This is a genomic window from Streptomyces sp. NPDC001393, from assembly GCF_053597455.1.
On record NZ_JBSFIH010000021.1, the window covers coordinates 1 to 23,878 of the forward strand.

Below are 23,878 nucleotides of genomic sequence, written 5' to 3' on the forward strand. Positions count from 1 at the left end.
CCAACTGCCGGATCAACGTCCCCAGATCCTGACTCGAACCCCGCGAATCACGCATCAACGTCGACAGCGTCTGCGCACCCATGTCGAACTTCATCCGGCCTCCCCCGTACGGGCTCATGCGGCATGTGCCGCTCGTGTCGCATACGGAAGCATCTCTATCAACTCTCAAATCGCCGCGGCAATCCAGGGCCCGCACCGTCACAAAGTCAGCAAACATCCGTGACCAAAGCTTGGCGAACGGCCGCCCCGGTGGCGTCAGCGTGCCGCCGGTGCCGTCGACCACTCGCGGCAGATCAGGAGCAGGGCCCGGTCGTCGTTGACGTCCTTCGCGACCGCTTCGATGAGGTGCCAGGCGGCGCCGTGGAAGCCGCCGGCGACATAGCGGTCGGCCTCGCCGGTGAGCCGGTCGATGCCCTCGACGATGTCACGGTCGGAGGTTTCCACCAGGCCGTCGGTGAACAGCATCAACACGTCACCGGGACGCAGCGAGCCCTTCACGGAGTCGAACTGGGCGCCGTCGTACACGCCGAGGAGCGGGCCCTCGGCGGCCTTCTCCTCCCAGCGTCCGCTGCCCGCGCTCAGCTGCAGCCCCGGCGGATGCCCGGCGGAGTACAGCTCGTAGTCGCCGGAGTCGAGGTCCAGGACGAGGTGGATGGAGGTGGCGAAGCCCTCGTCCCAGTCCTGGCGCAGGAGGTAGCCGTTCGCGGCCGGGAGGAAGGCGTGCGGGGGGAGGGAGCCCAGGAGGCCGCCGAAGGCTCCCGACAGCAGCAGGGCGCGCGATCCCGCGTCCATGCCCTTGCCGGACACGTCCGTGAGCACGACCTCCAGCGTGCGGCCGCCGTTCGTGCGGGCCGCGACGACGAAGTCACCGGAGAAGGACTGGCCGCCGGCCGGCCGCAGCGCCATCTCGTGGTGCCAGCCCTGCGGCAGCTTCGGCAGCTTGCTCTGCACCCGGATCCGCTCGCGCAGGTCGAACAGCATGGTGCCGCCGCGCCGCCACGGCACGCCGACCCGGCTGCGGAACTGGGCCGTGAGCAGGCCGAAGAAACCGCACGCGGCCACGACCAGGACCACGCCCGGGGTGACCCGCGACGGTCCCTCGGTGTACGGGCCGAGCCGTACCGACTCCACGATCAGCGCGGTGGCCCCGGCCGCGTAGAGGCCGAGCAGGCTCGCCGGGCGCAGCAGCAGGCCGCCGGCGACGATCGGCAGCACCAGGGTGGCCGGGGAGCACCACACCGAGTCGACCAGGGTCATGCCCATGAGGGCGGGGATGGCGAGCAGCAGCCCGGCGAAGGCGATCCAGTCGGAGCCGTCGCCGCGGAAGTAGTCCACGGCGCTTCTGCGCAGGCCGGTACGGACCCGGTGCCACTGCATCTTCCACCGGGCCGTGAACGTCTCGGCCTTCGCGCGCCGCTCTCGTCCTGCTGCCATTAGTTCGGGACCCTATCCATCGGACCGGCTGCTTGGCACGGGAGGTCCCACTTGTCCCCCGTGCGAGGTTCGACTTCGCGGTTGGTCCTCACAGTGAACGGCACGCGGGGCCGGCGCGCCGCCGTCCGGGAGAAATTCGCTCGCTCGCCCCGCGTCGCGCTGGTAGGCATGGCCCATGGGGACTGACCGGGGAACCGAGTTGAAGGTGCTGCGCGAGTCCGACTGGGACCGGTGGTACGACGTCCTGTACCGCGCCTTCGGCGCCCCGGCGGCACCGGCCGAGGAACGCGAACTGGACAGATCCCTGACCGAGTTCGACCGTTCTCTGGCTGCCTGGGACGGCGACGAGATCGTCGGTACGACGGGTGCGTTCAGCTTCCGGATGACCGTGCCGGGCGGGGCCGCGGTCCCGGCGGCCGGCGTGACCATGGTGAGCGTGGCGGCGACCCACCGGCGGCGCGGGGTGCTGACCTCGATGATGCGCCGGCAGCTGGACGACGTGCGGGCGCTGGGCGAGCCGCTCGCGGTGCTGACCGCGTCCGAGCCCGCGATCTACGGCCGCTTCGGGTACGGCGCGGCCACCTTCCGTACGAGTGCCGAGATCGACACGGGCCGGGTGACGCTGTCCCTGCCGCCCGGCGTGGAGGGCATACGGGTGCGTTATGCGGCGCCCGCGGACGTCCTCGGCGCCTGCGAGGCGGTCTACGCGGCGCTGGTGCCGCTGCGGCCGGGGATGCTGGCGCGGCAGCCCGGCTGGGAGCGGGCCGGTCTCCTCGACCCCGAGAGCGAGCGGGACGGGGCGTCGGCGCTGCAGTGCGCGGTCGCCGAGCGGGACGGCGAGGTGACGGGTTATGTCCGTTTCCGCACGAAGATCGGCTGGGGCGAGAGCGGGCACGACGGCACGGTGCAGCTGAAGGACCTGGCCGCGCTCGATCCCGTCACCGGGGCGGCGCTGTGGCGGTTCCTGTTCGGCATCGACCTGATGACGACCCTGTCGGTGGGGTCGCGGCCGGTCGACGACGCCTGGCGGTACCTGGTCTCGGACACCCGGCGCTGCCGGCCGCGCCTGAGGGACGACGCGTACGTCCGTCTCGTCGACGTCGGTACGGCGCTGTCGGCGCGTACGTATCAGGCGCCGGTCGATGTCGTGCTGGAGGTGGCGGACGCCTTCTGCCCGTGGAACGCGGGGCGTTGGCGGCTGACGGGCGACGCCAAGGGCGCGTCCTGCGAGCGCACGTCCGACGCCGCCGACCTCTCCCTCTCCGTACGGGAGCTGGGCGCGTCCTATCTCGGTGGCGTGACACTGCTGTCGCTCGCGGCGGCGGGGCGGGTGCGGGAGCTGCGGCCGGGGGCTCTGGCGGAGGCGTCGGTGGCCTTCGGCTCACCGGTGGCCCCGTGGCTGCCGCACGGGTTCTGAGAGGGGTGGGAGCACCCACAGCGACGCACAGCACGGTGAAGGGGGCCTTCACCGTGCTGTGGTCGCGGGAGCGGAAGGGGACGGATCAGCCGACGGACACCTTGTCGGCCGGGGCCTCGACGGCGGGGGCCGTGCGGCGGCCGGCGACCTTCTCCTTGATCAGGGCGGTGGCGACCACGAGCGCCGCCACCAGCACGGACAGCAGCACGGTCGTACGACCGCTGCTCTCGCCCTTGGTGTCCGTCAGCATGTAGCCGAGGACGCCGACGATGAAGGCGGCCGTCGCCCAGGTCAGGTACGGGTAGAGCCACATCCTGACGACGAGCTTCTCCGGCGCCTCCCGCTGGATGATCTTCCGCATCCGCAGCTGCGAGAAGCAGATGACCAGCCACACGAACAGGGCGACCGCGCCGCTGGAGTTGACCAGGAAGAGGAAGACGGTGTCGGGGTAGGCGTAGTTGAAGAAGACCGCCACGAAGCCGAAGACGACCGAGGCCAGGATCGCCGCCATCGGCACACCGCGGGAGGTGGTGCGGGCGAACGCCTTCGGGGCGTCACCGCGCTGGCCGAGGGAGAACGCCATGCGGGAGGCCGTGTACAGGCCGGAGTTGAGGCAGGACAGCACCGAGGTCAGGATGATGACGTTCATGATCTGACCGGCGTTGGGGATGCCGAGCGAGTTCAGCGCGGCGACGTAGGAGCCCTGCTTGGCGATGGACGGGTCGTTCCACGGCAGCAGGGAGACCACGACCAGGATCGAGCCCAGGTAGAAGACGCCGATGCGCCAGATGATGCTGTTGGTGGACTTGGTGACCGCGCGCTGCGGGTCCTCCGACTCGCCGGCCGCGAGGGTGGCGATCTCGCTGCCCATGAAGGAGAAGACGACCAGCAGCACACCGGTGAGGATGGTGCCGGGTCCGTGCGGCAGGAAACCGCCGTGGCTCGTCAGGTTGCCGAAGGACGCCTTGTCGGCGTGCACCCCCGGAAGCACGCCGAAGATGGCCAGCACGCCGATGGCGATGAACGCGCCGATCGCCACGACCTTGATGCCGGCGAACCAGAACTCGAACTCGCCGTAGGAGCCGACGGAGACCAGGTTGGTCGCGGTCAGCACGGTCATCACGATGAGCGCCCAGCCCCACTGCGGCACGGCCGGGACCCAGCCCGAGAGGATCTTGGCGCCGGCGGTGGCCTCGACGGCCAGCACGACGACCCAGAAGAACCAGTAGAGCCAGCCGATGGAGAACCCGGCCCAGCGGCCGAGGGCACGGTCGGCGTGCGCGGAGAAGGAGCCGGAGGTGGGGTTGGCGGCGGACATCTCGCCGAGCATCCGCATCACGAGGACGACGAGGGTGCCGACGAGCGCGTACGACAGGAGGATGCCCGGTCCCGCGGTGGCGATACCGGAACTGGAACCGACGAAGAGGCCGGCTCCGATGACACCACCGATCGCGATCATCGTCAGGTGGCGGTTCTTGAGTCCTGCTTGAAGGCCCGAACCAGGGGTCATGGAGGGGTTTCCTTTACACCAGGCGGAGCATCTCGCACGAGCGGTGTACGAGTCGGTCCAGTGAATCCGAGGCGAACGGATTCGGGAACCTCTGAATCCGTATCGTTACTTGAGGTTCCCTTGAGGTTCTATGGTCCTGCTCACGTTTTCCGAGGTCTGGTGAGGCATCCCTCGGGGCCCGGCCGCGGCCGCCACCCGAGGCTGCTGCCCTCCATGGGGCGTGTCACACTCATGGCATGCGCGTGTATCTCGGCTCCGACCATGCTGGCTACGAACTCAAGAACCACCTCGTCGAGTGGCTCAAGGCGGCGGGTCACGAGCCCGTCGACTGCGGGCCGCACATCTACGACGCCCAGGACGACTACCCGCCCTTCTGCCTGCGGGCGGCCGAGCGCACGGCCGCGGACGCCGACGCCCTCGGCGTCGTGATCGGCGGCTCGGGCAACGGTGAGCAGATCGCCGCGAACAAGGTGAAGGGCGTGCGGGCGGCACTGGCCTGGAGCGAGGAGACGGCGGCGCTCGGCCGGCAGCACAACAACGCCAACGTGGTCGCGGTGGGTGCGCGCATGCACAGCACGGAGGAGGCGACGAAGTTCGTCGAGGTCTTCCTCAACACGCCGTTCTCCGGTGATGAGCGTCACATCCGGCGGATCGACATGCTGTCGGCGTACGAGACGACGGGCGACCTGCCCCCGATCCCGGCCCACCACCCGCAGGCCTAGCGCCCGACCCACGCGGCCGAAAGGGCAGCCCCGGGGGCTCCGGCCCCCGGGCCCCCGGTCCTGGCGAGGACGGGTCCTGGCGAGGAAGAAGGAAAGGACACCCCGCCGTGCCGGAAGGGCACACCATTCATCGGCTGGCCCAGGACTACGCCGAGCGCTTCCACGGCACGGCCCCGCGCGTCAGCAGCCCGCAGGGCAAGTTCTCCGACGCCGCGGCCCTTCTGGACCGAGCCCCGCTCACGGCCACCGAGGCCCACGGCAAGCACCTCTTCCTCCGCTTCCGGGGCACCGACTGGGTCCACATCCACCTCGGGCTGTTCGGCAAGGTCACCTTCGGCGACGCCCCCGCACCCCCGCCGACCGACACCGTCCGGCTCCGGCTCGCGAACGACACGGCGTACGTCGACCTCCGCGGCCCCACCACCTGCCGGCTGATCACCGGCACCGAGAAGCGGGCCGTGCACGACCGCCTCGGTCCCGACCCGCTCCGCGAGGACGCCGACCCGGCCGCGGCGTACCGCAGAATCTCCCGCAGCCGTACGACGATCGCCGCGCTGCTCATGGACCAGAAGATCGTCGCCGGCGTCGGCAACGTCTACCGCGCCGAGGTGCTGTTCCGGCACGGCATCGACCCGTACCGCGCGGGCCGGGACATCACCCCGGCCGAGTGGGACGCCCTGTGGGCCGACCTCGTCGAGCTGATGCACGAAGGGGTCCGCAGCAACCGGATCGACACCGTCCGGGCCGAGCACACTCCGGAGGCCATGGGCCGGCCACCGCGCGTGGACGACCACGGCGGCGAGGTGTACGTCTACCGCCGCGCCACCCTGCCGTGCCACGTCTGCGACGACGAGATCCGCACCGCCGGCCTCGCCGCGCGCAACCTCTTCTGGTGCCCCACCTGCCAGAAGCCGTGACCGCCCGCACGCGCGGATAACCTGACGGCGCTTGTCAGGTTATGCGGCCATGCTGTCCGCCATGACCTACGTGGACGAGCACCTGGACCTGACCCTCCTGCGCCCCGGCGACGCCGGTTACGAGGACGAACTCGACGGTTTCCAGCTCGGTTTCGAGCGGCGGCCCGCCGTGGTCGTGGCCGCCCGTTCGGCGGCCGACGTGGTGGCCGGCGTGCGGTACGCGGCGGCCGAGCAGATGCCCGTCGGGGTGCAGGCGACCGGGCACGGGCTGCCCGGCGGGTACGAGGGCGGGATGCTCATCACGACCCGGCGCATGGACGCGGTCGTGGTCGACCCCGAGGGCCGTACCGTCCGGGTGCAGGCCGGGGTCCGCTGGGGGCAGGTGGTCGCGGCGGCCGAGCCGTACGGGCTGGCGCCGTTGAACGGGTCGGCGCCGGGCGTGGGCGCGGTGTCGTACACCCTGGGCGGCGGACTCGGCATCCTGGCGCGGGAGTTCGGGTACGCGGCGGACCATGTGCGGTGGCTGGAGCTCGTCACCGCCGACGGCGAGCTGTGGCGGGTCACCCCCGATACGGACCCCGAGCTGTACTGGGCGCTGCTCGGTGCCGGGCAGAACCTCGGCATCGTCACCGAGCTGGAGATCGGGCTCGTACCGGTGCGGACGCTGTACGGCGGCTCGCTCGCCTTCGACGGGCGCGCGGTGGACCCGGCTGCCGTGCTGCGGGCGTACGAGGCCTGGACGCGGACCGTGCCCGACGAAATGACCTCGTCCTTCGCCGCCGTACCGTACCCGGACCTGCCCGCGCTGCCCCCGCATCTGCGCGGCACGTACGTCGTCTCGATCCGGGTGGCCCACACCGGCGGGGACGGGGACGCGCTCGTCGCCCCGCTGCGGGAGATCGGGCCGCTGCTGTCGGACTCGCTGCGCGAGATGCCGTACGCCGAGAGCCACAGCATCCACAGCGACCCGGACTTCCCGCACGCCTACTACGGCGACAGCGCGGTGCTGCGGGAGCTGGACGTCGAGCGGGCCGGTGCGCTGCTGCGGGCCACCGGGCCGGCGGCGGACCAGATGTGTGTGGTGCAGATCAACCACCTGGGCGGCGCGCTCGCCCGCCCTCGGCCGAACGCGGTGCCGTACCGCGAAGGGCGGTTCCTGGTGCGGCTGCTGACGGTCGGCGAGCGGGAGCGGGCGCGGGCCGTGCTCGACCCGGCGTTCGCACTGCTGGCCGGGGACACCCTCGGACGGTCCCTCAACTTCGCCTTCGGGGCCGGGGACAGGAACACCGGGTTGTACGACCCGCAGACGCGAAAGAGGCTCGCCCGGGTCAAGGGGACCTACGACCCGGCGAACCTCTTCCGCAGGAACTACGGCGTCAGCGCGTCCTAGCGCTTGTTCGCGAACTTCCAGGCGGTGGGCAGCGCGCCCATCGCCAGGGCCGCCTTGAGGGCGTCGCCAATCAGGAACGGGGTGAGGCCGGACGCGACGGCCCAGGAGACGGATTGGTGGGCCGTGAGGGCCAGGTAGGGCACGCCCACGGCGTAGATGATCGCCTCGCCGAGGATCATCGTGCCCGCCATGCGCAGCGGCGAGCGGTCGGCACCGCGCCGGGCCAGCGCGCCGACGGCCGCCGACGCGAGCAGCATGCCGAGGACGTAGCCGAAGGAGACCGAAGCCGCGCCGGAGGTGCCGTCCGCGAACCACGGCACGCCCGCGACACCGGCGAGCGCGTACAGGGCGAGGGCGAGGAAGCCGCGGCGGGCACCGAGCGCGGTGCCGACGAGCAGCGCGGCGAAGGTCTGGCCGGTCACCGGCACCGGGGTGCCGGGCACCGGGATCGCCACCTGGGCCGCGAGGCCGGTGAGCACGGCGCCGCCGACGACGAGGGCCGCGTCGCGGACGCGGGACGCGGGCAGCAGATCGGCGAGGACTGCGCCGGGGCGAGCGGTGGCGGTGGCGGTGCTCATGGGGACTCCGCGGGTGACGGGGACATGCTGGGACACCGTGACGCTATCCCAGCCGACGCGAGCCGATCACCGTCAGCGCTCGACAAATGACGGAACGACGGCTTGGTGGGCTTCGGACAAAGAGTGTGGGTTACACCGACCAGGGCGTGACACTGGTCACTGAGGCAGCGACGCACAGCTCACTCGGCAGGGGGACCGAGGGGACTGTGGGGTCCCGCCAAATGAATCCCGGTCGTCTGGCCGGATTCACCTTTCCTGCCCTACCCTTCCAGCCATGGTTGCCCAGGCCCGGTACCTCACCTCGCGTCGCTATGTCGACCTGCGACGCCAGGGCACGGCCACCTGTCGCCGCCCGGGGTAGGGGCGAGCGCTCGGCACGCCCCTCCTTCCGAGACGTGTCGGCCCGTTTCCCTCAGGACGGTTCCCCATGCCCCGTACCGCGGTGTCCACCCTCGACTCGCCCGTTCCGCGGGCCGCCGACAGCGACCGGCGGCGCACCAGCGCCAGTGTCGTGCTGCGGTCCGTGCTGGAGCACGGGCCGGTGGCGCGCAGCACCGTCGCCCGGCTGACCGGGCTGTCGCCCGCGTCGGTGACCGAACACTGCGCCCGGCTCACCGAGCTCGGCCTGATCCGCGAGTCCGCCGCGCCCCGGCGCTCGAACGGGGTCGGCCGGCCGCACGTCCCCGTCGACCTGGACGACACGGGGTTCGTCGTCGCCGGGGTGCATGTGGCCGTGCCGTACACGACGGTCGCGCTGCTGGATCTGCGCGGCCGGGTGGTGGCCGGGCGCGAGCTGAAGCACGAACGCACCGATCCCGGCTGGGTGCTGGCGCGGGCCGCCGAGGGGCTCGCGGCGCTGCTCGCCGAGGTGCCGGGCCGCCGGCCGCTGGGGGCCGGGGTGGCCGTCGGCGGCTGGGTGGACCGGGAGACCGGCACCGTGGTCGAGCACGAGCTGCTGGGCTGGCGCGAGGTGCCGGTGCGGGAGCTGCTCGGCGCCCTAACCGGGCTGCCGGTCCATGTGGACGGGCACGCGCGGGCGTTGGTGCACGGGGAGCGGCTGTTCGGGCGGGCCCGGGGCGCCCGGAGCGTGCTGCACCTGTTCGTGGGCAATGTGGTCGACGCGGCCTTCGCCACGGGCGACGAGGTGCACCACGGGCCGCGTTCGGCGGCCGGGGCGATCGCGCATCTGCCGGTGCCGGGCGGCAGCGAGCCGTGCCCGTGCGGCCGTACCGGCTGCCTGCAGGTGGAGCTGAGCGAGCGGACGCTCAGCCGGCGGGCCCGGGAGGCCGGGGTGATCGACTCGGTGAACCCGATGCATGTGGTGGCCGCCGCGGCGGGCGGGGACGCGGTGGCGCGGCGGCTGCTGGTGGAGCGGGCCCGGGCGACCGGGCGGGCGGCCGGGCTGCTGCTGGACGTGCTCAATCCGGAGACGGTCGTGGTGACCGAGGTGGGCACCCTCCACTTCGAGGACTGCCTGAACGCGCTCCGGGAGGCGGCCGGAATACGCCGTTCGGCGGCCGTGCTGCCGACGAGCTTCCCGGATTCCGTGCTGGCGGTGGCGGGCGGTTCGGTGGTTCTCGACGTGCTGTTCCGGGATCCGCTGGGCCTGTCACCTGAGGGTATTTAATTCAGAAACTCGGAATGTTGACATCGGTCGCCGAGAGACAGGAACATCCTGGTCATGAGCCCGCTCACCAGCTGTCGCACCCTTTGTTGCTGACACATTGCCGCGCGTGAAGCGCGTGTTTCCGGCTCCTTGCTCTCTTTTTCCTCCGGCTTCTCGCCCCGGAATTCCGCCTGCCTTTCCCTCCTGTCTTTCCCCTCCTTCCTCTGGGGAGTTCTCCCATGCACCGTCGTGTCTTTCTCACCTCCCTGCTGGGCGCGTCCGCCGCCGCCGTGGGCCTCAGCGGCTGCGCCAAGGGCGACGCGTCCGCCGACACCGGTGGCGCGGCCACCGAGCCGCTCGCCGACAAGGTGCCGGCCGGCACCAGCCTGAAGATCGCCTCGTACCAGGGCCAGCAGCAGCTGCAGTTCCGGCTGGCGAAGCTGCCCGCGCTGCCGTTCACCGTGTCCAACTGGCTGAACATCGGGGCGGGCCCGGATGTCATCAACGCCTTCCGGGCGGGGTCCCTGGACCTCGCCAACAACGCGGGCATCCCGCCGATCCAGGCGCACTACCAGGGCTTCGACGCCAGGATCGTGGCGATCGACCTCACCCGCAGGCCCAACTACCTCTTCGCCACCAAGCCCGGCAGCGACATCCACACCGTCGACGACTTCAAGGGCAAGCGGCTCGCGTTCTCGCAGGGCCAGGCGCAGGGTGTGGTCCTGCTGCGGGCGCTGAAGCAGGCGGGTCTCAAGTACGACGAGGTGAAGCTGGTCCCGCTGACCAGCAACCAGTTCTTCACCGCCCTGCAGTCCGGCCAGGTGGATGTGGCCCCGCTCGCCATCAGCCAGGCGCCCGCCTATCTGAACCAGTACGAGGCGAAGGGCGCCCGCACCATCCCCACCGACGTCGTCGACCTGCTCAACCTGCTGTGGGCCCCGCAGTCCGTGCTGAACGACCCGGCGAAGGCCGCCGCGATCGCCGCGTACATCCCGCAGTGGGCCAAGGGCCAGGTGTGGCAGTACGAGCACCCTCAGGTGTGGAACGAGGAGTTCTACGTCAAGACGCAGAACCTGACCCCGCAGCAGGCGCAGGGCATCTCCAAGCTCGCCAACAAGCCGCTGTTCCCGCCCAGTTGGGCCGAGGCGATCAAGTGGGAGCAGGAGACGGCCGATCTGCTCGCCGAGGGCGGGTTCGTGAGGAAGTTCGACGTCGCCTCGCTCTTCGACCACCGCTTCGAGTCGATCGCCGCCAAGGCCGTACCCGAGGAGTACCGGAAATGACCGCGCTGACCACGACGACGCCCGCCGTCGCGGCGGCGGAGGCCGGGGAGCTGCCCCAGGTCCGCCGGCGCCGACGGCTCTCCCCCGGCCGCCGGCTGCCCGCCGCCCGGCTGACCGGCCCGCTCGTCGTCCTCGCCCTGTGGGCCGGCGCCTCCGCCGCCGGGGCGCTCGACACCGGTGCCGTACCGGCGCCCTGGACGGTGCTGAGGACCGCCGGTCACCTGTGGACCGACGGCACCCTGGCCACGGACGTCCTGACCTCGCTGACACGCGCCGGGTACGGCTTCGCGATCGGCCTGGCCGCGGGGGTGCTGCTCGCCCTCGCCGCCGGGCTGAGCCGCACCGGCGAGGCGCTGATCGACGGGACCGTGCAGCTCAACCGGGCGATCCCGACGCTCGGCCTGATCCCGCTGTTCATCCTCTGGCTGGGCATCGGCGAGACCTTCAAGATCGCCATCATCGCGATCGTCGTCTACATCCCGGTCTACCTGAACACGCACGCCGCGCTGTCCGGCATCGACAGCCGGTACGTCGAACTCGCCGAGGTGCAGGGGCTGTCCCGGCTCGCCTTCGTACGCCAGGTGGTGATACCCGGCGCGCTGCCCGGATTCTTCGTGGGACTCCGGCTCGGGGTGACCGGCTCCTGGCTGGGCCTGGTGGTGCTGGAGCAGATCAACGCCACGTCCGGGCTCGGCTACATGATGTTCCAGGCGCAGAACTACGGCCAGACCGACGTGATCCTGGTGGGCCTGCTGATCTACGGCGTCTTCGGCCTGGTCTCCGACAGCGTGGTCCGTCTCGTCGAACGGAGGGTGCTGTCGTGGCGCCGCACACTGAGCAACTGACCCGCCCCGCCGTCCGGCTCCAGGGCCTGACCCGGTCCTTCGACGGCCGTACGGTCCTCGACGGCATCGACCTCGACCTGCCCGCGGGCCAGTTCACGGCCCTGCTCGGGCACAGCGGCTCGGGCAAGTCCACGCTGCTGCGGGCAGTGGCCGGGCTGGACCACGGGGTCGCGGGCGGCGGCCGGCTCACCGCACCCGAGCGGGTCTCGGTCGTCTTCCAGGACTCCCGGCTGCTGCCCTGGCGCCGGGTGCTGGACAACGTCCTGCTCGGCACCGGCGGCAGGGACGCCGAGGAGCGCGGCCGGGCCGCCCTCGCCGAGGTCGGGCTGAAGGGCCGCGAGCGGGCCTGGCCGGGCGAGCTGTCCGGCGGCGAGGCCCAGCGGGCCGCACTCGCCCGCTCCCTGGTCCGCGAGCCCGAACTCCTGCTGGCCGACGAGCCGTTCGGCGCGCTGGACGCGCTCACCCGGATCAAGATGCACAACCTGCTGCGCGACCTGTGGCAGCGCCACCGCCCGTCCGTGCTCCTGGTCACCCACGACGTGGACGAGGCGATCGTGCTCGCCGACCGCGTCCTCGTCCTGGACCAGGGCCGCATCGGGCTCGACCTGACCATCGACCGCCCCCACCCGCGCTCCTACCGCGAGCCGGTCCTGGGCGAGTACCGCGAGCGACTGCTGACCGCACTGGGCGTCACGGAGGACCACCGGTGACACAGAAAAGACTCCACCTGAACGCGTTCCTGATGAACACCGGCCATCACGAGGCCTCCTGGCGGCTCCCGGAGAGCGACCCGTGCGCGCACGTCGACCTGGAGCACTACGTGCGGCTCGCGCGGATCGCTGAGCGTGGCACGTTCGACTCGCTGTTCCTCGCCGACGGCCCCCAGCTGTGGGGCAACCTCGCCCAGCGGCCGGCCGGCGCCCTGGAACCGCTCACCCTGCTGACCGCGCTGGCGACGGCCACCGAGCACATCGGGCTGATCGCCACCGCGTCCACGTCCTACAACTCGCCCTACAACCTGGCCCGCAGGTTCGCCTCGCTGGACATCGTCAGCGGCGGCCGGGCCGGCTGGAACATCGTCACCACCGCCGGTGCCGAGGCCGCCCGGAACTTCGGGCTGGACGCCGAGCCCGCGCACGCCGAGCGGTACGCCCGCGCGGCCGAGTTCCTCGACGTGGCGCTGAAGCTGTGGGACAGCTGGGAGGACGACGCGATCGTCGCCGACAAGGCGGCCGGCGTCTGGGGCGACGACAGCAAGATCCATCCGCCCCGGCACCGGGGCACGTACTTCAGCGTGGCCGGAGCCCTCAACGTGCCGCGCACGCCCCAGGGTTACCCGCTACTCGTGCAGGCCGGGTCCAGCGAGGACGGCAAGGCCTTCGCCGCCCGGTACGCGGAAGCGGTCTTCACCGCCCAGCAGACCCTCACCGACGCCCAGGCCTTCTACGCCGACCTCAAGTCCCGCACGGCACAAGCCGGACGGGACCCCGGGCACATCAAGGTGCTGCCCGGGATCGTGCCCGTGCTCGGCTCGACGGAGGCGGAGGCACGGGCGGCGGAGCGGCTGCTGGAGGACCACATCGTCTACGACCACGGGGTCCGCCGGCTGGAGAGCCTGCTGCAACTCCCGGACGACACCCTTGAGTTGGACGCGCCGCTGCCCGCCGACCTGCCGCCCGAGTCCGCCGTCGAGGGGGCCAAGAGCCGCTACACGCTCGTGGTCGAGCTGGCCCGGCGGGAGAAACTCACCGTCCGGCAGCTGATCGCCCGGCTCGGCGGCGGGCGGGGCCACCTCACCTTCGCCGGGACGCCCGAGCAGGTCGCCGACCAGATCGAGACCTGGTTCACCCAGGGCGCCGCCGACGGCTTCAACATCATGCCCGCCGTGCTGCCCTCCGGCCTCGACGCGTTCGTCGACCACGTCGTACCGCTCCTGCGCACCCGCGGCCTGTTCCGCGACGCGTACGGCCCCCGCCAGACCCTCCGGGAGCGCTACGGCCTCCCCCGACCCGCCAACCAGTACCTGAGCCCGGCCCCCGCCCTCGTCTGAAAGGACCCGCACATGTCCCTCGAGATCACCAAGGTCACCGCACGGATCGGCGCCCGTGTCTCCGGCGTCGACATCACCAGGCCGCTCGCCCCGGAGGAGGTCTCCGCGATCCGCGAGGCCCTGAACGTCCACAAGGCGCTCGTCTTCGACGCGGGCACCCTGGACGACGCCGGCCAGCAGGCCTTCGCCCGCCACTTCGGCGACCTGACCACCGCGCACCCGACGGTCGGCGCGGTCGACGGCGCCCCGAACGTGCTGCCCGTGGACAGCGAGCGGGGCCGGGCCAACCACTGGCACACCGACGTGACCTTCGTGCTCAACCCGCCGCAGGCCAGCACCCTGCGCTCGATCACCGTCCCGCCGTACGGCGGCGAGACCCTGATCGCCAACGCGGCCGCCGCCTACCGCGACCTGCCCGAGCCGCTGCGCCGCCTCGCCGACACCCTGTGGGCCGAGCACACCAACGACTACGACTACGCCGTACCGGAGGAGGAGATCGACGAGGAGAAGGCCGCCCAGCGCGCCCAGTTCACGTCGATCACGTACCGCACCGCCCACCCGGTGGTCCGGGTGCACCCGCTGACCGGGGAGCGCGGGCTGTTCATCGGCGGGTTCGCGCAGCGGATCGTGGGCCTGTCGGTCGGCGAGTCCCGCAAGATCCTCGACCTGCTCCAGGCGTACGTCACCCGGCCGGAGAACATCCTGCGCCACCACTGGGCGGAGAACGAGCTGGTGCTGTTCGACAACCGGATCACCCAGCACTACGCCATCGACAACTACGACGGGCGGCCGCGCCGGCTGCACCGGGTGACCGTCGCCGGTGACGTCCCGGTCGGCGTCGAGGGCAAGGAGAGCTACTCGATCGAGGGCGACGCCTCGCACTACACGCCGGTGCTCGCGGCGGCGTGACCATCCGGACACCCTCCGTAGGACGGGTGTCCGGATACTGGGCGGCTCCTCCGCGTCAGCGGACGGGCCGCCCAGACTGGCGGGGTTTTTGCCCGCCCATTGCCTTGCCCGGGAGAGCCGCGCCCATGCCCAGCAGCACGACCACCGAGACGCCGCCACAGCAACAGGACGGCTCCTCCCTCTCCCACGGCCTCAAGCAGCGCCATCTGTCGATGATCGCCCTGGGCGGCGTCATCGGTGCGGGTCTGTTCGTCGGCTCCGGCGCGGGCATCGCCGCCGCCGGTCCGTCCATCGTGATCGCGTACACGCTCTCCGGCCTGCTGGTGATGCTGGTGATGCGCATGCTGGGCGAGATGTCCGCCGCCTACCCCTCCTCCGGCTCCTTCTCCGCACACGCCGAGCGGGCGATCGGCCCCTGGGCGGGCTTCGCCGCCGGCTGGTCGTTCTGGGTGCTGCTGTGCACGGCCGTCGGCCTGGAGGGCATCGGCGCCGCGAAGATCGTCCAGGGCTGGGTGCCGGGCACCCCGCAGTGGATGTGGGTGGCCCTGTTCATGGTGGTGTTCTGCGGGGCGAACCTGGCCGCGGTGAAGAACTTCGGCGAGTTCGAGTTCTGGTTCGCCGCGCTGAAGGTCGGCGCGATCAGCCTGTTCCTGATCCTCGGCGTCCTGGCCATCGCAGGCGTACTGCCCGGCACCGACTCCCCCGGCACCGCGCACCTCACCCACTTCCTCCCGCACGGCAGCGAGGGCCTGATCATCGGCCTGCTCGCCTCCGTCTTCTCCTACGGCGGCATGGAGACGGTGACCATCGCCGCCGCCGAGTCGGAGAACCCGGTCAGGGGCGTGGCGTCCGCCGTCCGCACGGCCATGTGGCGCATCGCCCTGTTCTACATCGGCTCGATGGCGGTCGTCGTCACCCTGGTCCCGTGGGACTCCAAGGAGGTCGTGGAGAAGGGCCCGTACGTCGCCACGCTCGACCACCTCGGCATCCCCGGCGCGGGCCAGCTGATGAACGTGGTCGTCCTGGTCGCCCTGCTGTCCGCGATGAACGCCAACATCTACGGCTCCTCGCGCATCGCCTACTCGCTGGTGGAGCGCGGTCAGGGCCCGAAGGCGCTGGTCAGGCTGTCCGGCGGGGTGCCGCGGATCGCGGTCCTCACCTCCTGCGTCGTCGGGTTCGTCTGCGTGCTGCTCAGCTACTGGAGCCCGGACCGCGTCTTCCCGTGGCTGCTGAACATGATCGGCGCGGTCATCCTGGTCGTCTGGATCTTCATCGCGGTCTCCCAGCTGCTGCTGCGCCGCCGTATCGAGCGCGAGGCGCCCGAGAAGCTGGTCGTGCGCATGTGGGCGTTCCCGTGGCTGACCTGGGTCGCGCTGGCCGGCATGGTCGCGATCTTCGTCCTGATGGCCCGCGAGCCGGACACCCGCGTCCAGCTGTACTCCACCGGCGGCATGACCCTGTGCCTGGCGGTCGTCGGCTACCTCTGGCAGCGGGCGCGCGCCAGGCGCTGACACCGACACCCCGGTCCCGGAAAGGCCCCCACGTGCAACACGCGGGGGCCTTTCTGTTGCCCGGACACTGTTGTTGCTAGCGTGTAGTTGCAAGCTCTTTGCAATAAGCTTCTCGAGGGGATGACCCATGCCCGTCTACGCGCTGCCCGACCTGCCCTACGACTACTCCGCGCTCGCCCCCGTGATCAGCCCGGAGATCATCGAGCTGCACCACGACAAGCACCACGCGGCCTATGTGAAGGGCGCCAACGACACCCTGGAGCAGCTCGCCGAGGCACGGGACAAGGAGGCGTGGGGCTCCATCAACGGCCTGGAGAAGAACCTGGCCTTCCACCTGTCCGGGCACATCCTGCACAGCATCTACTGGCAGAACATGACCGGCCCGAAGGACGGCGGCGGCGAGCCGCTCGCGGCCGACGGCGTGGGCGGGCTGGCCGAAGCGATCAAGGAGTCCTTCGGCTCCTTCGCCGCCTTCAAGGCCCAGCTCTCCAGGGCCGCGGCCACCACCCAGGGCTCCGGCTGGGGCGTGCTGGCGTACGAGCCGCTGAGCGGGCGCCTGATCGTGGAGCAGGTCTACGACCACCAGGGCAACGTCGGCCAGGGCGCCACCCCGATCCTGGTCTTCGACGCCTGGGAGCACGCCTTCTACCTCCAGTACCGCAACCAGAAGGCGGACTTCGTCGAGGCCATGTGGCAGGTCGTGAACTGGCAGGACGTGGCGCGCCGTCACGAAGCCGCCAGGTCCCGCGCGGACGTCCTCCTGCCGGCCCCCTGAGAACGTCCTGCCTCGTGATCGTCTTCTCACCCTTCACGACGGCAGGCGGATGAACGGAAGACCCCCGCGTGGACGTGACGCGCGGGGGTCTTCCCTCACTCCGGCCCGCAGGGCACGTTCAGCGAGAGCAGCGCGGTGTGTTCGCCGTCCATGCGGAGCTCGCTGACCGCCGCGTTGCGCAGCCGCGGGAAGACGCGGCGGTATTCGGCGAGCGGGATGTGCAGGAGCGAGCAGAGCACCAGTCGCAGCAGGGTGTTGTGGGCGACGACCAGGACCCGCCCGCCGGGGTGGGCGGCGGCGATGCGGCGCAGGGCGGCACTCCCGCGCCCGGCCGCCGCGCGGGGGTCCTCGGCGCCCGGGAACGGGTGCGCCACCGGGTCCCGGCGGTACGCGTCCGCCGCCCCGGGGTGTTGTGCCGCGAACTCGGCGAGCGTACGGCCCTCCACCACCCCGAAGTCGCATTCGCGCAGGCCGGGTTCGCGGCGCGGGGTGAGACCGAGGGCCCGGCAGGCGGGGTCGGCGGTGAGGATCGCCCGGGACAGCGGCGAGGTCCGGACCGCGTCGACGGGATGCGCGGCGGCCCACCTGCCCAGCGCCTCGGCCTGGGCGTACCCGGTGTCCGTGAGCGCGACATCGCTGCCTCCGGCGTACCGGTTCTCGGCGTGCCAGACGGTCTGTCCGTGGCGGGCGAGGAGCAGGGTGGCGGGGCGCATGGGCAGCAGTATCGGTCCGGCATGCGGGCAGACGGCGAGTGACGCACGATGAGCGTATGTCCGCCCACGACATCACCCGCGGCGGCCGGCGGCGACTGGTCCGGGCAACGGCCACGGTCGCACTGGCCGCGACCGCGCTGCTGCCGGCCACCGGTTGCGCGTCGGCCGCGCCCAAACCGTCCAAGGACGACACGGTCGCCGTGCGGATGCTCGACGACATCGTCAAGGGGCACTACAGGGCCGCCACCGCCCACTTCGACACGGACATGCGGGGGCACCTGCCGCCGGACGGGCTCGAGAAGGTGTGGAAGAGCTACCAGGCCCACTTCGGACACTACACGTCGCACGGGAAGCCCAAGGACACGAAGTCCGGCCGCTACACCGTGGTCAGCGTGCCCCTGCGTATGCAGCACGGGCCCGGCGAGTTCCGCGTGAGCTTCGACAGCAAGGGGGCCGTCGCCGGCCTGTTCTTCCTCAAGCCGGGCGTGCCCATCCCGAAGCCGTCGCGCACGTGATCGGGGAACGGGCCCGGCGCTGAGCGGCGCCGGGCCCGTGTACCGGAGACCTAGAGGTTGCTGAAGTCCGGCCCCTTGGTCCGGGTTCGCTTGATCTCGTAGAAGCCCGGCACGGAGGCCACCGCGAGCGTGCCGTCCCACAGGCGGGCCGCCTCCTCGCCCTTCGGGGCGGGGGTGACGACCGGGCCGAAGAAGGCGATCTGCTCGCCGTCGGGGCCGGGCACCGCGATGACCGGGGTGCCGACGTCCTGGCCGACCTTCTCGATGCCCTCCTTGTGGGAGGCGCGCAGCTCGGCGTCGAACTCGAAGTCCTGCTGCTCGGCGTAGTCGATGAGGTCGGCGGGCAGGCCGACGTCCGCGAGGGCGCCCGCGACGGCCTCCAGGGTCGGGCCCTCGCCGTTGTTGTGGATGCGGGTGCCGAGCGCGGTGTACAGCGGGCCGAGGATGTCGGCGCCGTGCTTCTGCCAGGCCGCGGTGACCACGCGGACCGGCTGCCAGGCCTTGGTCGCGAGCATCTCCCGGTACTCCTCGGGCAGCTCGTCCAGCCTGTTCTCGTTGAGGACGGCGAGGCTCATGATGTGCCAGCGGACCTCGATGTCGCGGACCTTCTCCACCTCCAGCACCCAGCGGGAGGTCATCCAGGCCCACGGGCACAGCGGATCGAACCAGAAGTCGACGGGGGTCTTGCCGGACTCGGGCGCGGTCTCGGACATGGCTCTCCTCAGCGAAGGACTCGTTTCACGCTCTCAACGACGTCCACGCGACCCGCATTCCCTGCTGCTCCCTGTCAGGGGCACATGGCAGGATCGGTCCTGTTCCGCCCTCATCCATGCGATCACAAGGGAGTGCCGTCCGTGCCCGGTGAGAATCTGTCCCGTGACGAGGCCCGGGAGCGGGCCGCCCTGCTGTCCGTAGACGGGTACGAGGTGTCCCTGGACCTCAGGTCCGCCGTCACCGGCGACGGGGACTCCGAGGGCGGGGCGTCGCGCACGTTCCGCTCGGTGACCACGATCCGCTTCCGCTGCAACGAGCCGGGGGCGGCGAGCTTCGCCGATCTGGTCGCGCCGAGTGTGACCGCCGTGTCGCTGAACGGCCGGGACCTCGACCCGAGCGAGGTCTTCGACGGCGCCCGGATCGCCCTGGAGGACCTGGCCGCGGAGAACGAGCTGGTGGTGGACGCCCAGTGCGCCTACTCCCGCACCGGTGAGGGTCTGCACCGCTTCGTCGACCCCGAGGACGGCGAGGTCTACCTCTACACCCAGTACGAGCCGGCCGACTCCCGCCGGGTCTTCGCCAACTTCGAGCAGCCGGACCTGAAGGCGCCGTACCGCTTCGAGGTGCGGGCGCCCGAGGGCTGGACGGTGTGGAGCAACGGCGCGGGCGAACTGGCCGACGGCGTCTGGCGGTTCGCGGAGACCAAGCCGATCTCGACGTACATCACGTGCGTGGTGGCGGGGCCGTACCACTACGTCACCGACTCCTACACCCGCACCTTCGAGGACGGGAGCAAGCTGGAGATCCCGCTCGGCGCGATGTGCCGCAAGGGGCTCGCCCCGCACTTCGACGCCGACGACGTCTTCCTCGTCACCAAGCAGGGCCTGGACTTCTTCCACGAGCACTTCGACTACCCGTACCCGTTCGGGAAGTACGACCAGGCGTTCGTGCCGGAGTACAACCTGGGCGCGATGGAGAACCCGGGTCTGGTGACCTTCCGCGAGGAGTACATCTTCCGCGGGAAGGTGACGCAGGCGTCGTACGAGGCGCGGGCCAACGTCATCCTGCACGAGATGGCGCACATGTGGTTCGGCGACCTGGTCACCATGGAGTGGTGGGACGACCTGTGGCTGAAGGAGTCCTTCGCGGACTTCATGGGCACGTTCGCGAACGTGGGCGCGACCCGCTTCAAGGACGCCTGGATCACCTTCGCCAACCGCCGCAAGGCCTGGGCGTACCGCGCGGACCAGCTGCCGTCGACGCATCCGATCACGGCGGACATCCGTGACCTGGAGGACGCCAAGCTGAACTTCGACGGCATCACCTACGCCAAGGGCGCCTCGGTGCTCAAGCAGCTGGTGGCGTACGTCGGCCAGGAGGCGTTCCTGGAGGGCGCGCGGCGCTACTTCAAGCGTCACGCGTACGGCAACACGCGCCTTGCCGACCTGCTGTCGGTGCTGGGCGAGACCAGTGGCCGGGACATGTCGGCGTGGGCGCGTTCGTGGCTGCAGACGGCCGGGGTCAACTCGCTGACGCCGCAGGTGCTGCTGGACGCCGAGGGCCGGGTGGCCGAGCTGGCGGTGGTGCAGGAGGCGCCGGAGTCGCATCCCGAGGAGCGCCCGCACCGGATCGCGGTGGGCCTGTACCGGCGTACGGCCGAGGGCGCGCTGGAGCGGTACGCGCGCGTGGAGACGGACGTGCACGAGCCGCGCACGGTCGTCGCGGAGCTGGCGGGCGCCGAGGCGCCGGATCTGGTGCTGGTCAACGACGACGACCTGACGTACTGCAAGATCCGCTTCGACGACACCTCGCTGGCCACCCTCAAGGAGCACCTGGGCGCGCTGACCGACCCGCTGGCCCGGGCCCTGTGCTGGTCGGCGCTGTGGAACATGACCCGGGACGCGCTGCTGCCGGCGCGGGACTTCGTCTCTCTGGTGCTGCGGTTCGGAGGTCGCGAGTCCGACATCGGGGTGCTGCAGATGCTGCACACGTGGGCGAACTCGGCGCTGGTGCACTACGCGGCGCCCGAGTGGCGGGCGACCGGCGAGGAGCTGCTGGCCGAGGGCGCGCTGCGGGAGCTGGAGGCGGCCGAGCCGGGCAGTGAGCACCAGCTGGCGTGGGCGCGGTTCTTCGCGACGGTGGCGTCCGGCGAGACGGACCTCGCGCTGCTGAGGCGTCTGCTGGACGGTGCGGAAGTGATCGACGGCCTGGAGGTGGACCAGGAGCTGCGCTGGGCGTTCCTGGAACCGCTGGCGGCGCACGGCGTGGCCGACGAGTCCGTCCTCGCCGCCGAACTGGCCCGCGACGACACGGCGTCCGGCAAGCGCCACCAGGTCCGCTGCCTGGCGGCCCGCCCGTCGGCCGCGGTCAAGGCGCAGGCGTGGGCGCAGGTGGTGGAGTCCGACGCGCTGTCGAACGCGCTGGTGGAGGCGACGATCGCGGGCTTCGGCCAGCCCTCGCAGCGGGAGCTGACGGCGCCGTACGCGCAGAAGTACTTCGCGGCGATCGAGCGGGTGTGGCGGGAGCGGTCGATCCAGATCGGCATGGATGTCGTACGGGGCCTGTTCCCGGCGTTGCAGGACCGGACGGAGACGCTGCTGGCGACGGACGCGTGGCTTGAGGAGCACCGGGACGCGGCGCCGGCGCTGCGCCGGCTGGTGCTGGAGGCGCGGGACGACCTGGCGCGGGCGCTGCGCGCACAGGAGTGCGACGCGACGGCCGTCGGCGACTGAGACCGGCCGGCACCGGCCGTCATGGGCCGAGCTTTGGCCTGAGCTTGGGCCGCCAGTGACCGTTACGGAATTCGGTCAATCGGAACCGTAACCCCTGGTCCGCACCCGATCGGACCAGGGGTTTCCCGTCCCTACTCGGCACCCGAACAACTGACCTTTAGTCCCCCCTTGTCCGCATTCTTCGACGGGCGTGTAACAGCGGTTAAGGAGGGGACCGGGCGCGGGAATCCCGACGCCATGACGCACAACACCCCGCTCTCCCCCCGCCCCCTCCGCCACCTCTCCGAGGTCCACCGCCGCGTCCTGACGGCGGCTCAGCTCCGCTCCCACGGAGTGACGACGGCCGAACTGACCGACCAGTGCCGCCCCGGCGGCCCGTGGCAGCTGCTGCTGCCGAACGTGGTCCTGCTGCACCCGGGCCCGCCGACGAGCGAGGAGCGTCTGCACGGGGCGCTGCTGTACGCGGCCCGCGAGTCCGCGCCCGGTGTCCCGGCCCAGCCGACGGCTGAGGACCCGCACCGCCCGGTCTACGCGGAGGCGATGATCACGGGCCTCGCGGCCCTCACCCTCCACGGCTTCTCCGCCGCCCCGCCGCTGCTCTCCCTGGACCGCGTCGACGTCCTGGTCCCCCGGCTGCGCCGGCTGCGCTCCGCGGGCTATGTCCGCGTCCTGCGCACGCCCTGTCTGCCCACGCCGAAGGCGGTGACGGGGCTGCCGTTGGCGCCGGTGCCGCGGGCGCTGGCGGACGCGGTGGCGGAGCTGACGGACGCGGACGCGGTACGGCGGCTGATGACCGAGGCGGTGCGCGGCGGCCACTGCGAACCGGCTTCCGTGGTGCGGGAGTTGACCCAGGCTAAGCTGCTGAACCGCCCGCACGTGGTGGACGCGGTGGACGCGCTCGTGGCCGAGGGCCGCTCGATCGCCGAGGACCGCCTGTACCGGATGGTCGGCGAGTACGGCCTGCCCGACCCGGTCTGGAACGTCGACCTGCGGCTGCCCGGCGGCCCGCACCTCGGCGGCCTGGACGCGTACTGGCCGGACCAGGCGGTGGCGGTGGAGCTGGACACGAGGGCGCCCCGGCAGGACGAGGACGCGCTGTGGTCGGAGTACGCCCGCAAGCGCGAGCACCTGGAACGCCTCGGCATCACGGTCGTGTACCTCACGCCGAAGAAGCTCAGGGACGCGATGGAGCAGCAGGCGGCGGTGGTCCGCACGGCCCTGATGGCCTCGGCCGACCGCGACCCGGCCGCGTACGTCGTGGTGCTCCCCCGGTAGTGACGCACCGGGAGGAGGCAGCAGGAGGGCCGGCGCGAGCCCTCAGGAGGGGAGAGGAGGGGCCACCGGGCGACTGCCGGTGGCCCCTCCTCGTGCAGCACCCGGATTCACTCGATCGGACCAGCCGCGCGGGCGGCGCGGGCCGCGCCACGAAAGATGAGAGGTATGCGACATACCCGGACAGCCGTGTGCGCCTCGGCCCTCCTGCTCGCCACCGCCTGCCTCGTCGCCGCACCCGGGACGGCGGGCACGGCGCCGCTGAGCGGGGGCCCGGGGTACGTGGCCCTCGGTGACTCCTACTCCGCCGGGCTCGGTGCCGGCGACTACCTGCCCACCGGCACGAACTGCAAGCGCAGCGGCCGGGCGTACCCGGTCCTGTGGGCCTCGGCGCACAAGGTGGCGCCCTTCGCCTTCGCCGCGTGCAACCACGCCCGGACGGGCGACGTCCTGTCCGGCCAGCTCGGCGCGCTCGGCACCGGAACCCGGCTGGTCACCCTCACCGTCGGCGGCATGGACGCGGGTTTCGGCGTCGTGATGACGACCTGCGCGCTGGGCGGCACCAGCCGCTGCCTGTCGGCCGTCACCGCCGCCCGCGCCACGGTGGACCGCTCCCTCGGGGACAACCTGGACCGGCTCTACTCGGCCATCAGGGACCGGGCTCCCGCCGCCCACGTCGTGGTGCTCGGCTATCCGCACCTGTACCACCTCAGGGGCAGCTGCGAGATCGGCCTCCAGGACACCGCGCGCGCCGCGATCAACGACGGTGTGGACCACCTCGACGCGCTGATCGCCCGCCGCGCCGCCGCGCACGGGTTCACCTTCGCCGACGTCCGGGCCGCCTTCGCCGGCCACGAGATCTGCTCGTCCAGCCCCTGGCTGCACAGCGTCGACGTCCCGGCGGTCACCGAGTCGTACCACCCGACGGCACCGGGCCAGGCGCTCGGCTACCTCCCGGTCCTCGACCGGGTCTCCTGACGGGGTC

Annotated in this window: 21 protein-coding genes; 16 read left to right on the forward strand and 5 right to left on the reverse strand. The window is 71.7% G+C overall.

The features are described 5' to 3' along the window. Positions 1–255: 255 nt before the first annotated feature. A complete protein-coding gene (locus ACWC2T_RS22510) occupies positions 256–1,434 on the reverse strand; it encodes a PP2C family protein-serine/threonine phosphatase (RefSeq protein WP_450672120.1) in 1,179 nt (392 codons plus the stop codon). 175 nt (positions 1,435–1,609) lie between these two features. Here ACWC2T_RS22510 and ACWC2T_RS22515 point away from each other — a divergent pair, with 175 nt between their 5' ends. After that, positions 1,610–2,851, forward strand: a complete 1,242-nt coding sequence (locus ACWC2T_RS22515) for a GNAT family N-acetyltransferase (RefSeq protein ID WP_450672121.1) — start codon at positions 1,610–1,612, stop codon at positions 2,849–2,851. 85 nt (positions 2,852–2,936) lie between these two features. On the opposite strand, the gene ACWC2T_RS22520 is transcribed toward ACWC2T_RS22515, so the two are convergent. Then, complete coding sequence (locus tag ACWC2T_RS22520; protein WP_450672122.1) at positions 2,937–4,361, reverse strand: amino acid permease; 1,425 nt, start codon at positions 4,359–4,361, stop codon at positions 2,937–2,939. Positions 4,362–4,597: 236 nt separating this feature from the next. Between ACWC2T_RS22520 and ACWC2T_RS22525 the strand changes: the two genes are divergently transcribed. From ACWC2T_RS22525 to ACWC2T_RS22535, 3 genes are all read left to right on the forward strand, one after another. After that, positions 4,598–5,083, forward strand: coding sequence for a ribose-5-phosphate isomerase (locus ACWC2T_RS22525; protein ID WP_450672123.1), 486 nt, complete (start codon positions 4,598–4,600; stop codon positions 5,081–5,083). Between the two features lie 107 nt (positions 5,084–5,190). Further along, the gene (locus ACWC2T_RS22530) at positions 5,191–6,000 is read left to right on the forward strand and encodes an Fpg/Nei family DNA glycosylase (RefSeq protein WP_450672124.1); all 810 of its coding nucleotides are present in this window, start codon (positions 5,191–5,193) and stop codon (positions 5,998–6,000) included. A 61-nt stretch (positions 6,001–6,061) separates the two neighbouring features. Beyond that, entirely contained in the window at positions 6,062–7,390 is a 1,329-nt protein-coding gene (locus ACWC2T_RS22535; protein WP_450672125.1) for an FAD-binding oxidoreductase, read from the forward strand. On the opposite strand, the gene ACWC2T_RS22540 is transcribed toward ACWC2T_RS22535, so the two are convergent. Then, positions 7,387–7,968, reverse strand: a complete 582-nt coding sequence (locus tag ACWC2T_RS22540) for a biotin transporter BioY (RefSeq protein ID WP_450672126.1) — start codon at positions 7,966–7,968, stop codon at positions 7,387–7,389. The genes ACWC2T_RS22535 and ACWC2T_RS22540 overlap by 4 nt on opposite strands. A gap of 427 nt (positions 7,969–8,395) precedes the next feature. On the opposite strand from ACWC2T_RS22540, the gene ACWC2T_RS22545 reads away from it, so the two are divergent. From ACWC2T_RS22545 to ACWC2T_RS22580, 8 genes are all read left to right on the forward strand, one after another. Further along, positions 8,396–9,595 carry an ROK family protein gene (locus ACWC2T_RS22545; RefSeq protein ID WP_450672127.1) on the forward strand — a complete coding sequence of 400 codons (1,200 nt, stop codon included), beginning with the start codon at positions 8,396–8,398 and terminating at the stop codon, positions 9,593–9,595. 218 nt (positions 9,596–9,813) lie between these two features. Then, positions 9,814–10,857: an ABC transporter substrate-binding protein gene (locus tag ACWC2T_RS22550; protein WP_450672128.1), complete on the forward strand. Its 1,044-nt coding sequence runs from the start codon at positions 9,814–9,816 to the stop codon at positions 10,855–10,857. Beyond that, positions 10,854–11,702 carry an ABC transporter permease gene (locus tag ACWC2T_RS22555; RefSeq protein WP_450672129.1) on the forward strand — a complete coding sequence of 283 codons (849 nt, stop codon included), beginning with the start codon at positions 10,854–10,856 and terminating at the stop codon, positions 11,700–11,702. The genes ACWC2T_RS22550 and ACWC2T_RS22555 overlap by 4 nt, the downstream gene beginning before the upstream one ends. After that, positions 11,678–12,412: an ABC transporter ATP-binding protein gene (locus ACWC2T_RS22560; RefSeq protein ID WP_450672130.1), complete on the forward strand. Its 735-nt coding sequence runs from the start codon at positions 11,678–11,680 to the stop codon at positions 12,410–12,412. Before ACWC2T_RS22555 ends, ACWC2T_RS22560 begins: the two co-directional genes overlap by 25 nt. After that, the gene (locus ACWC2T_RS22565; protein WP_450672131.1) at positions 12,409–13,752 is read left to right on the forward strand and encodes an LLM class flavin-dependent oxidoreductase; all 1,344 of its coding nucleotides are present in this window, start codon (positions 12,409–12,411) and stop codon (positions 13,750–13,752) included. Before ACWC2T_RS22560 ends, ACWC2T_RS22565 begins: the two co-directional genes overlap by 4 nt. 12 nt (positions 13,753–13,764) lie before the next feature. Beyond that, complete coding sequence (locus ACWC2T_RS22570) at positions 13,765–14,661, forward strand: TauD/TfdA dioxygenase family protein (RefSeq protein ID WP_450672132.1); 897 nt, start codon at positions 13,765–13,767, stop codon at positions 14,659–14,661. Between the two features lie 125 nt (positions 14,662–14,786). Next, a complete protein-coding gene (locus ACWC2T_RS22575; RefSeq protein WP_450672133.1) occupies positions 14,787–16,172 on the forward strand; it encodes an amino acid permease in 1,386 nt (461 codons plus the stop codon). Between the two features lie 127 nt (positions 16,173–16,299). Further along, a complete protein-coding gene (locus tag ACWC2T_RS22580; RefSeq protein ID WP_450672134.1) occupies positions 16,300–16,947 on the forward strand; it encodes a superoxide dismutase in 648 nt (215 codons plus the stop codon). Positions 16,948–17,042: 95 nt separating this feature from the next. On the opposite strand, the gene ACWC2T_RS22585 is transcribed toward ACWC2T_RS22580, so the two are convergent. After that, complete coding sequence (locus ACWC2T_RS22585; RefSeq protein WP_450672135.1) at positions 17,043–17,660, reverse strand: histidine phosphatase family protein; 618 nt, start codon at positions 17,658–17,660, stop codon at positions 17,043–17,045. A 56-nt stretch (positions 17,661–17,716) separates the two neighbouring features. Here ACWC2T_RS22585 and ACWC2T_RS22590 point away from each other — a divergent pair, with 56 nt between their 5' ends. Next, on the forward strand, positions 17,717–18,175 hold the full coding sequence (locus tag ACWC2T_RS22590) for a DUF3887 domain-containing protein (protein ID WP_450672136.1): 459 nt from the start codon (positions 17,717–17,719) through the stop codon (positions 18,173–18,175). A 50-nt stretch (positions 18,176–18,225) separates the two neighbouring features. Here the strand turns inward: ACWC2T_RS22590 and ACWC2T_RS22595 are convergent, their stop codons facing one another. Further along, on the reverse strand, positions 18,226–18,888 hold the full coding sequence (locus ACWC2T_RS22595; RefSeq protein ID WP_450672137.1) for a mycothiol-dependent nitroreductase Rv2466c family protein: 663 nt from the start codon (positions 18,886–18,888) through the stop codon (positions 18,226–18,228). 141 nt (positions 18,889–19,029) lie between these two features. Here ACWC2T_RS22595 and pepN point away from each other — a divergent pair, with 141 nt between their 5' ends. From pepN to ACWC2T_RS22610, 3 genes are all read left to right on the forward strand, one after another. After that, on the forward strand, positions 19,030–21,621 hold the full coding sequence (gene pepN / locus ACWC2T_RS22600; protein WP_450672138.1) for an aminopeptidase N: 2,592 nt from the start codon (positions 19,030–19,032) through the stop codon (positions 21,619–21,621). Positions 21,622–21,858: 237 nt separating this feature from the next. Further along, on the forward strand, positions 21,859–22,896 hold the full coding sequence (locus ACWC2T_RS22605) for a hypothetical protein (protein WP_450672139.1): 1,038 nt from the start codon (positions 21,859–21,861) through the stop codon (positions 22,894–22,896). A 165-nt stretch (positions 22,897–23,061) separates the two neighbouring features. Further along, positions 23,062–23,871 (forward strand): SGNH/GDSL hydrolase family protein, encoded by an 810-nt coding sequence (locus tag ACWC2T_RS22610; protein WP_450672140.1) that lies wholly within the window; start codon positions 23,062–23,064, stop codon positions 23,869–23,871. The last annotated feature ends 7 nt before the right edge of the window (positions 23,872–23,878 follow it).

Bases quoted from the DNA above. Each gene is read 5' to 3' on its own strand.
- ACWC2T_RS22510 (WP_450672120.1), bottom strand. From the start codon at position 1,434: ATGGCAGCAGGACGAGAGCGGCGCGCGAAGGCCGAGACGTTCACGGCC.
- ACWC2T_RS22515 (WP_450672121.1), top strand. From the start codon at position 1,610: ATGGGGACTGACCGGGGAACCGAGTTGAAGGTGCTGCGCGAGTCCGAC.
- ACWC2T_RS22520 (WP_450672122.1), bottom strand. From the start codon at position 4,361: ATGACCCCTGGTTCGGGCCTTCAAGCAGGACTCAAGAACCGCCACCTG.
- ACWC2T_RS22525 (WP_450672123.1), top strand. From the start codon at position 4,598: ATGCGCGTGTATCTCGGCTCCGACCATGCTGGCTACGAACTCAAGAAC.
- ACWC2T_RS22535 (WP_450672125.1), top strand. From the start codon at position 6,062: ATGACCTACGTGGACGAGCACCTGGACCTGACCCTCCTGCGCCCCGGC.
- ACWC2T_RS22540 (WP_450672126.1), bottom strand. From the start codon at position 7,968: ATGAGCACCGCCACCGCCACCGCTCGCCCCGGCGCAGTCCTCGCCGAT.
- ACWC2T_RS22545 (WP_450672127.1), top strand. From the start codon at position 8,396: ATGCCCCGTACCGCGGTGTCCACCCTCGACTCGCCCGTTCCGCGGGCC.
- ACWC2T_RS22550 (WP_450672128.1), top strand. From the start codon at position 9,814: ATGCACCGTCGTGTCTTTCTCACCTCCCTGCTGGGCGCGTCCGCCGCC.
- ACWC2T_RS22555 (WP_450672129.1), top strand. From the start codon at position 10,854: ATGACCGCGCTGACCACGACGACGCCCGCCGTCGCGGCGGCGGAGGCC.
- ACWC2T_RS22570 (WP_450672132.1), top strand. From the start codon at position 13,765: ATGTCCCTCGAGATCACCAAGGTCACCGCACGGATCGGCGCCCGTGTC.
- ACWC2T_RS22575 (WP_450672133.1), top strand. From the start codon at position 14,787: ATGCCCAGCAGCACGACCACCGAGACGCCGCCACAGCAACAGGACGGC.
- ACWC2T_RS22580 (WP_450672134.1), top strand. From the start codon at position 16,300: ATGCCCGTCTACGCGCTGCCCGACCTGCCCTACGACTACTCCGCGCTC.
- ACWC2T_RS22585 (WP_450672135.1), bottom strand. From the start codon at position 17,660: ATGCGCCCCGCCACCCTGCTCCTCGCCCGCCACGGACAGACCGTCTGG.
- ACWC2T_RS22590 (WP_450672136.1), top strand. From the start codon at position 17,717: ATGTCCGCCCACGACATCACCCGCGGCGGCCGGCGGCGACTGGTCCGG.
- ACWC2T_RS22595 (WP_450672137.1), bottom strand. From the start codon at position 18,888: ATGTCCGAGACCGCGCCCGAGTCCGGCAAGACCCCCGTCGACTTCTGG.
- ACWC2T_RS22605 (WP_450672139.1), top strand. From the start codon at position 21,859: ATGACGCACAACACCCCGCTCTCCCCCCGCCCCCTCCGCCACCTCTCC.
- ACWC2T_RS22610 (WP_450672140.1), top strand. From the start codon at position 23,062: ATGCGACATACCCGGACAGCCGTGTGCGCCTCGGCCCTCCTGCTCGCC.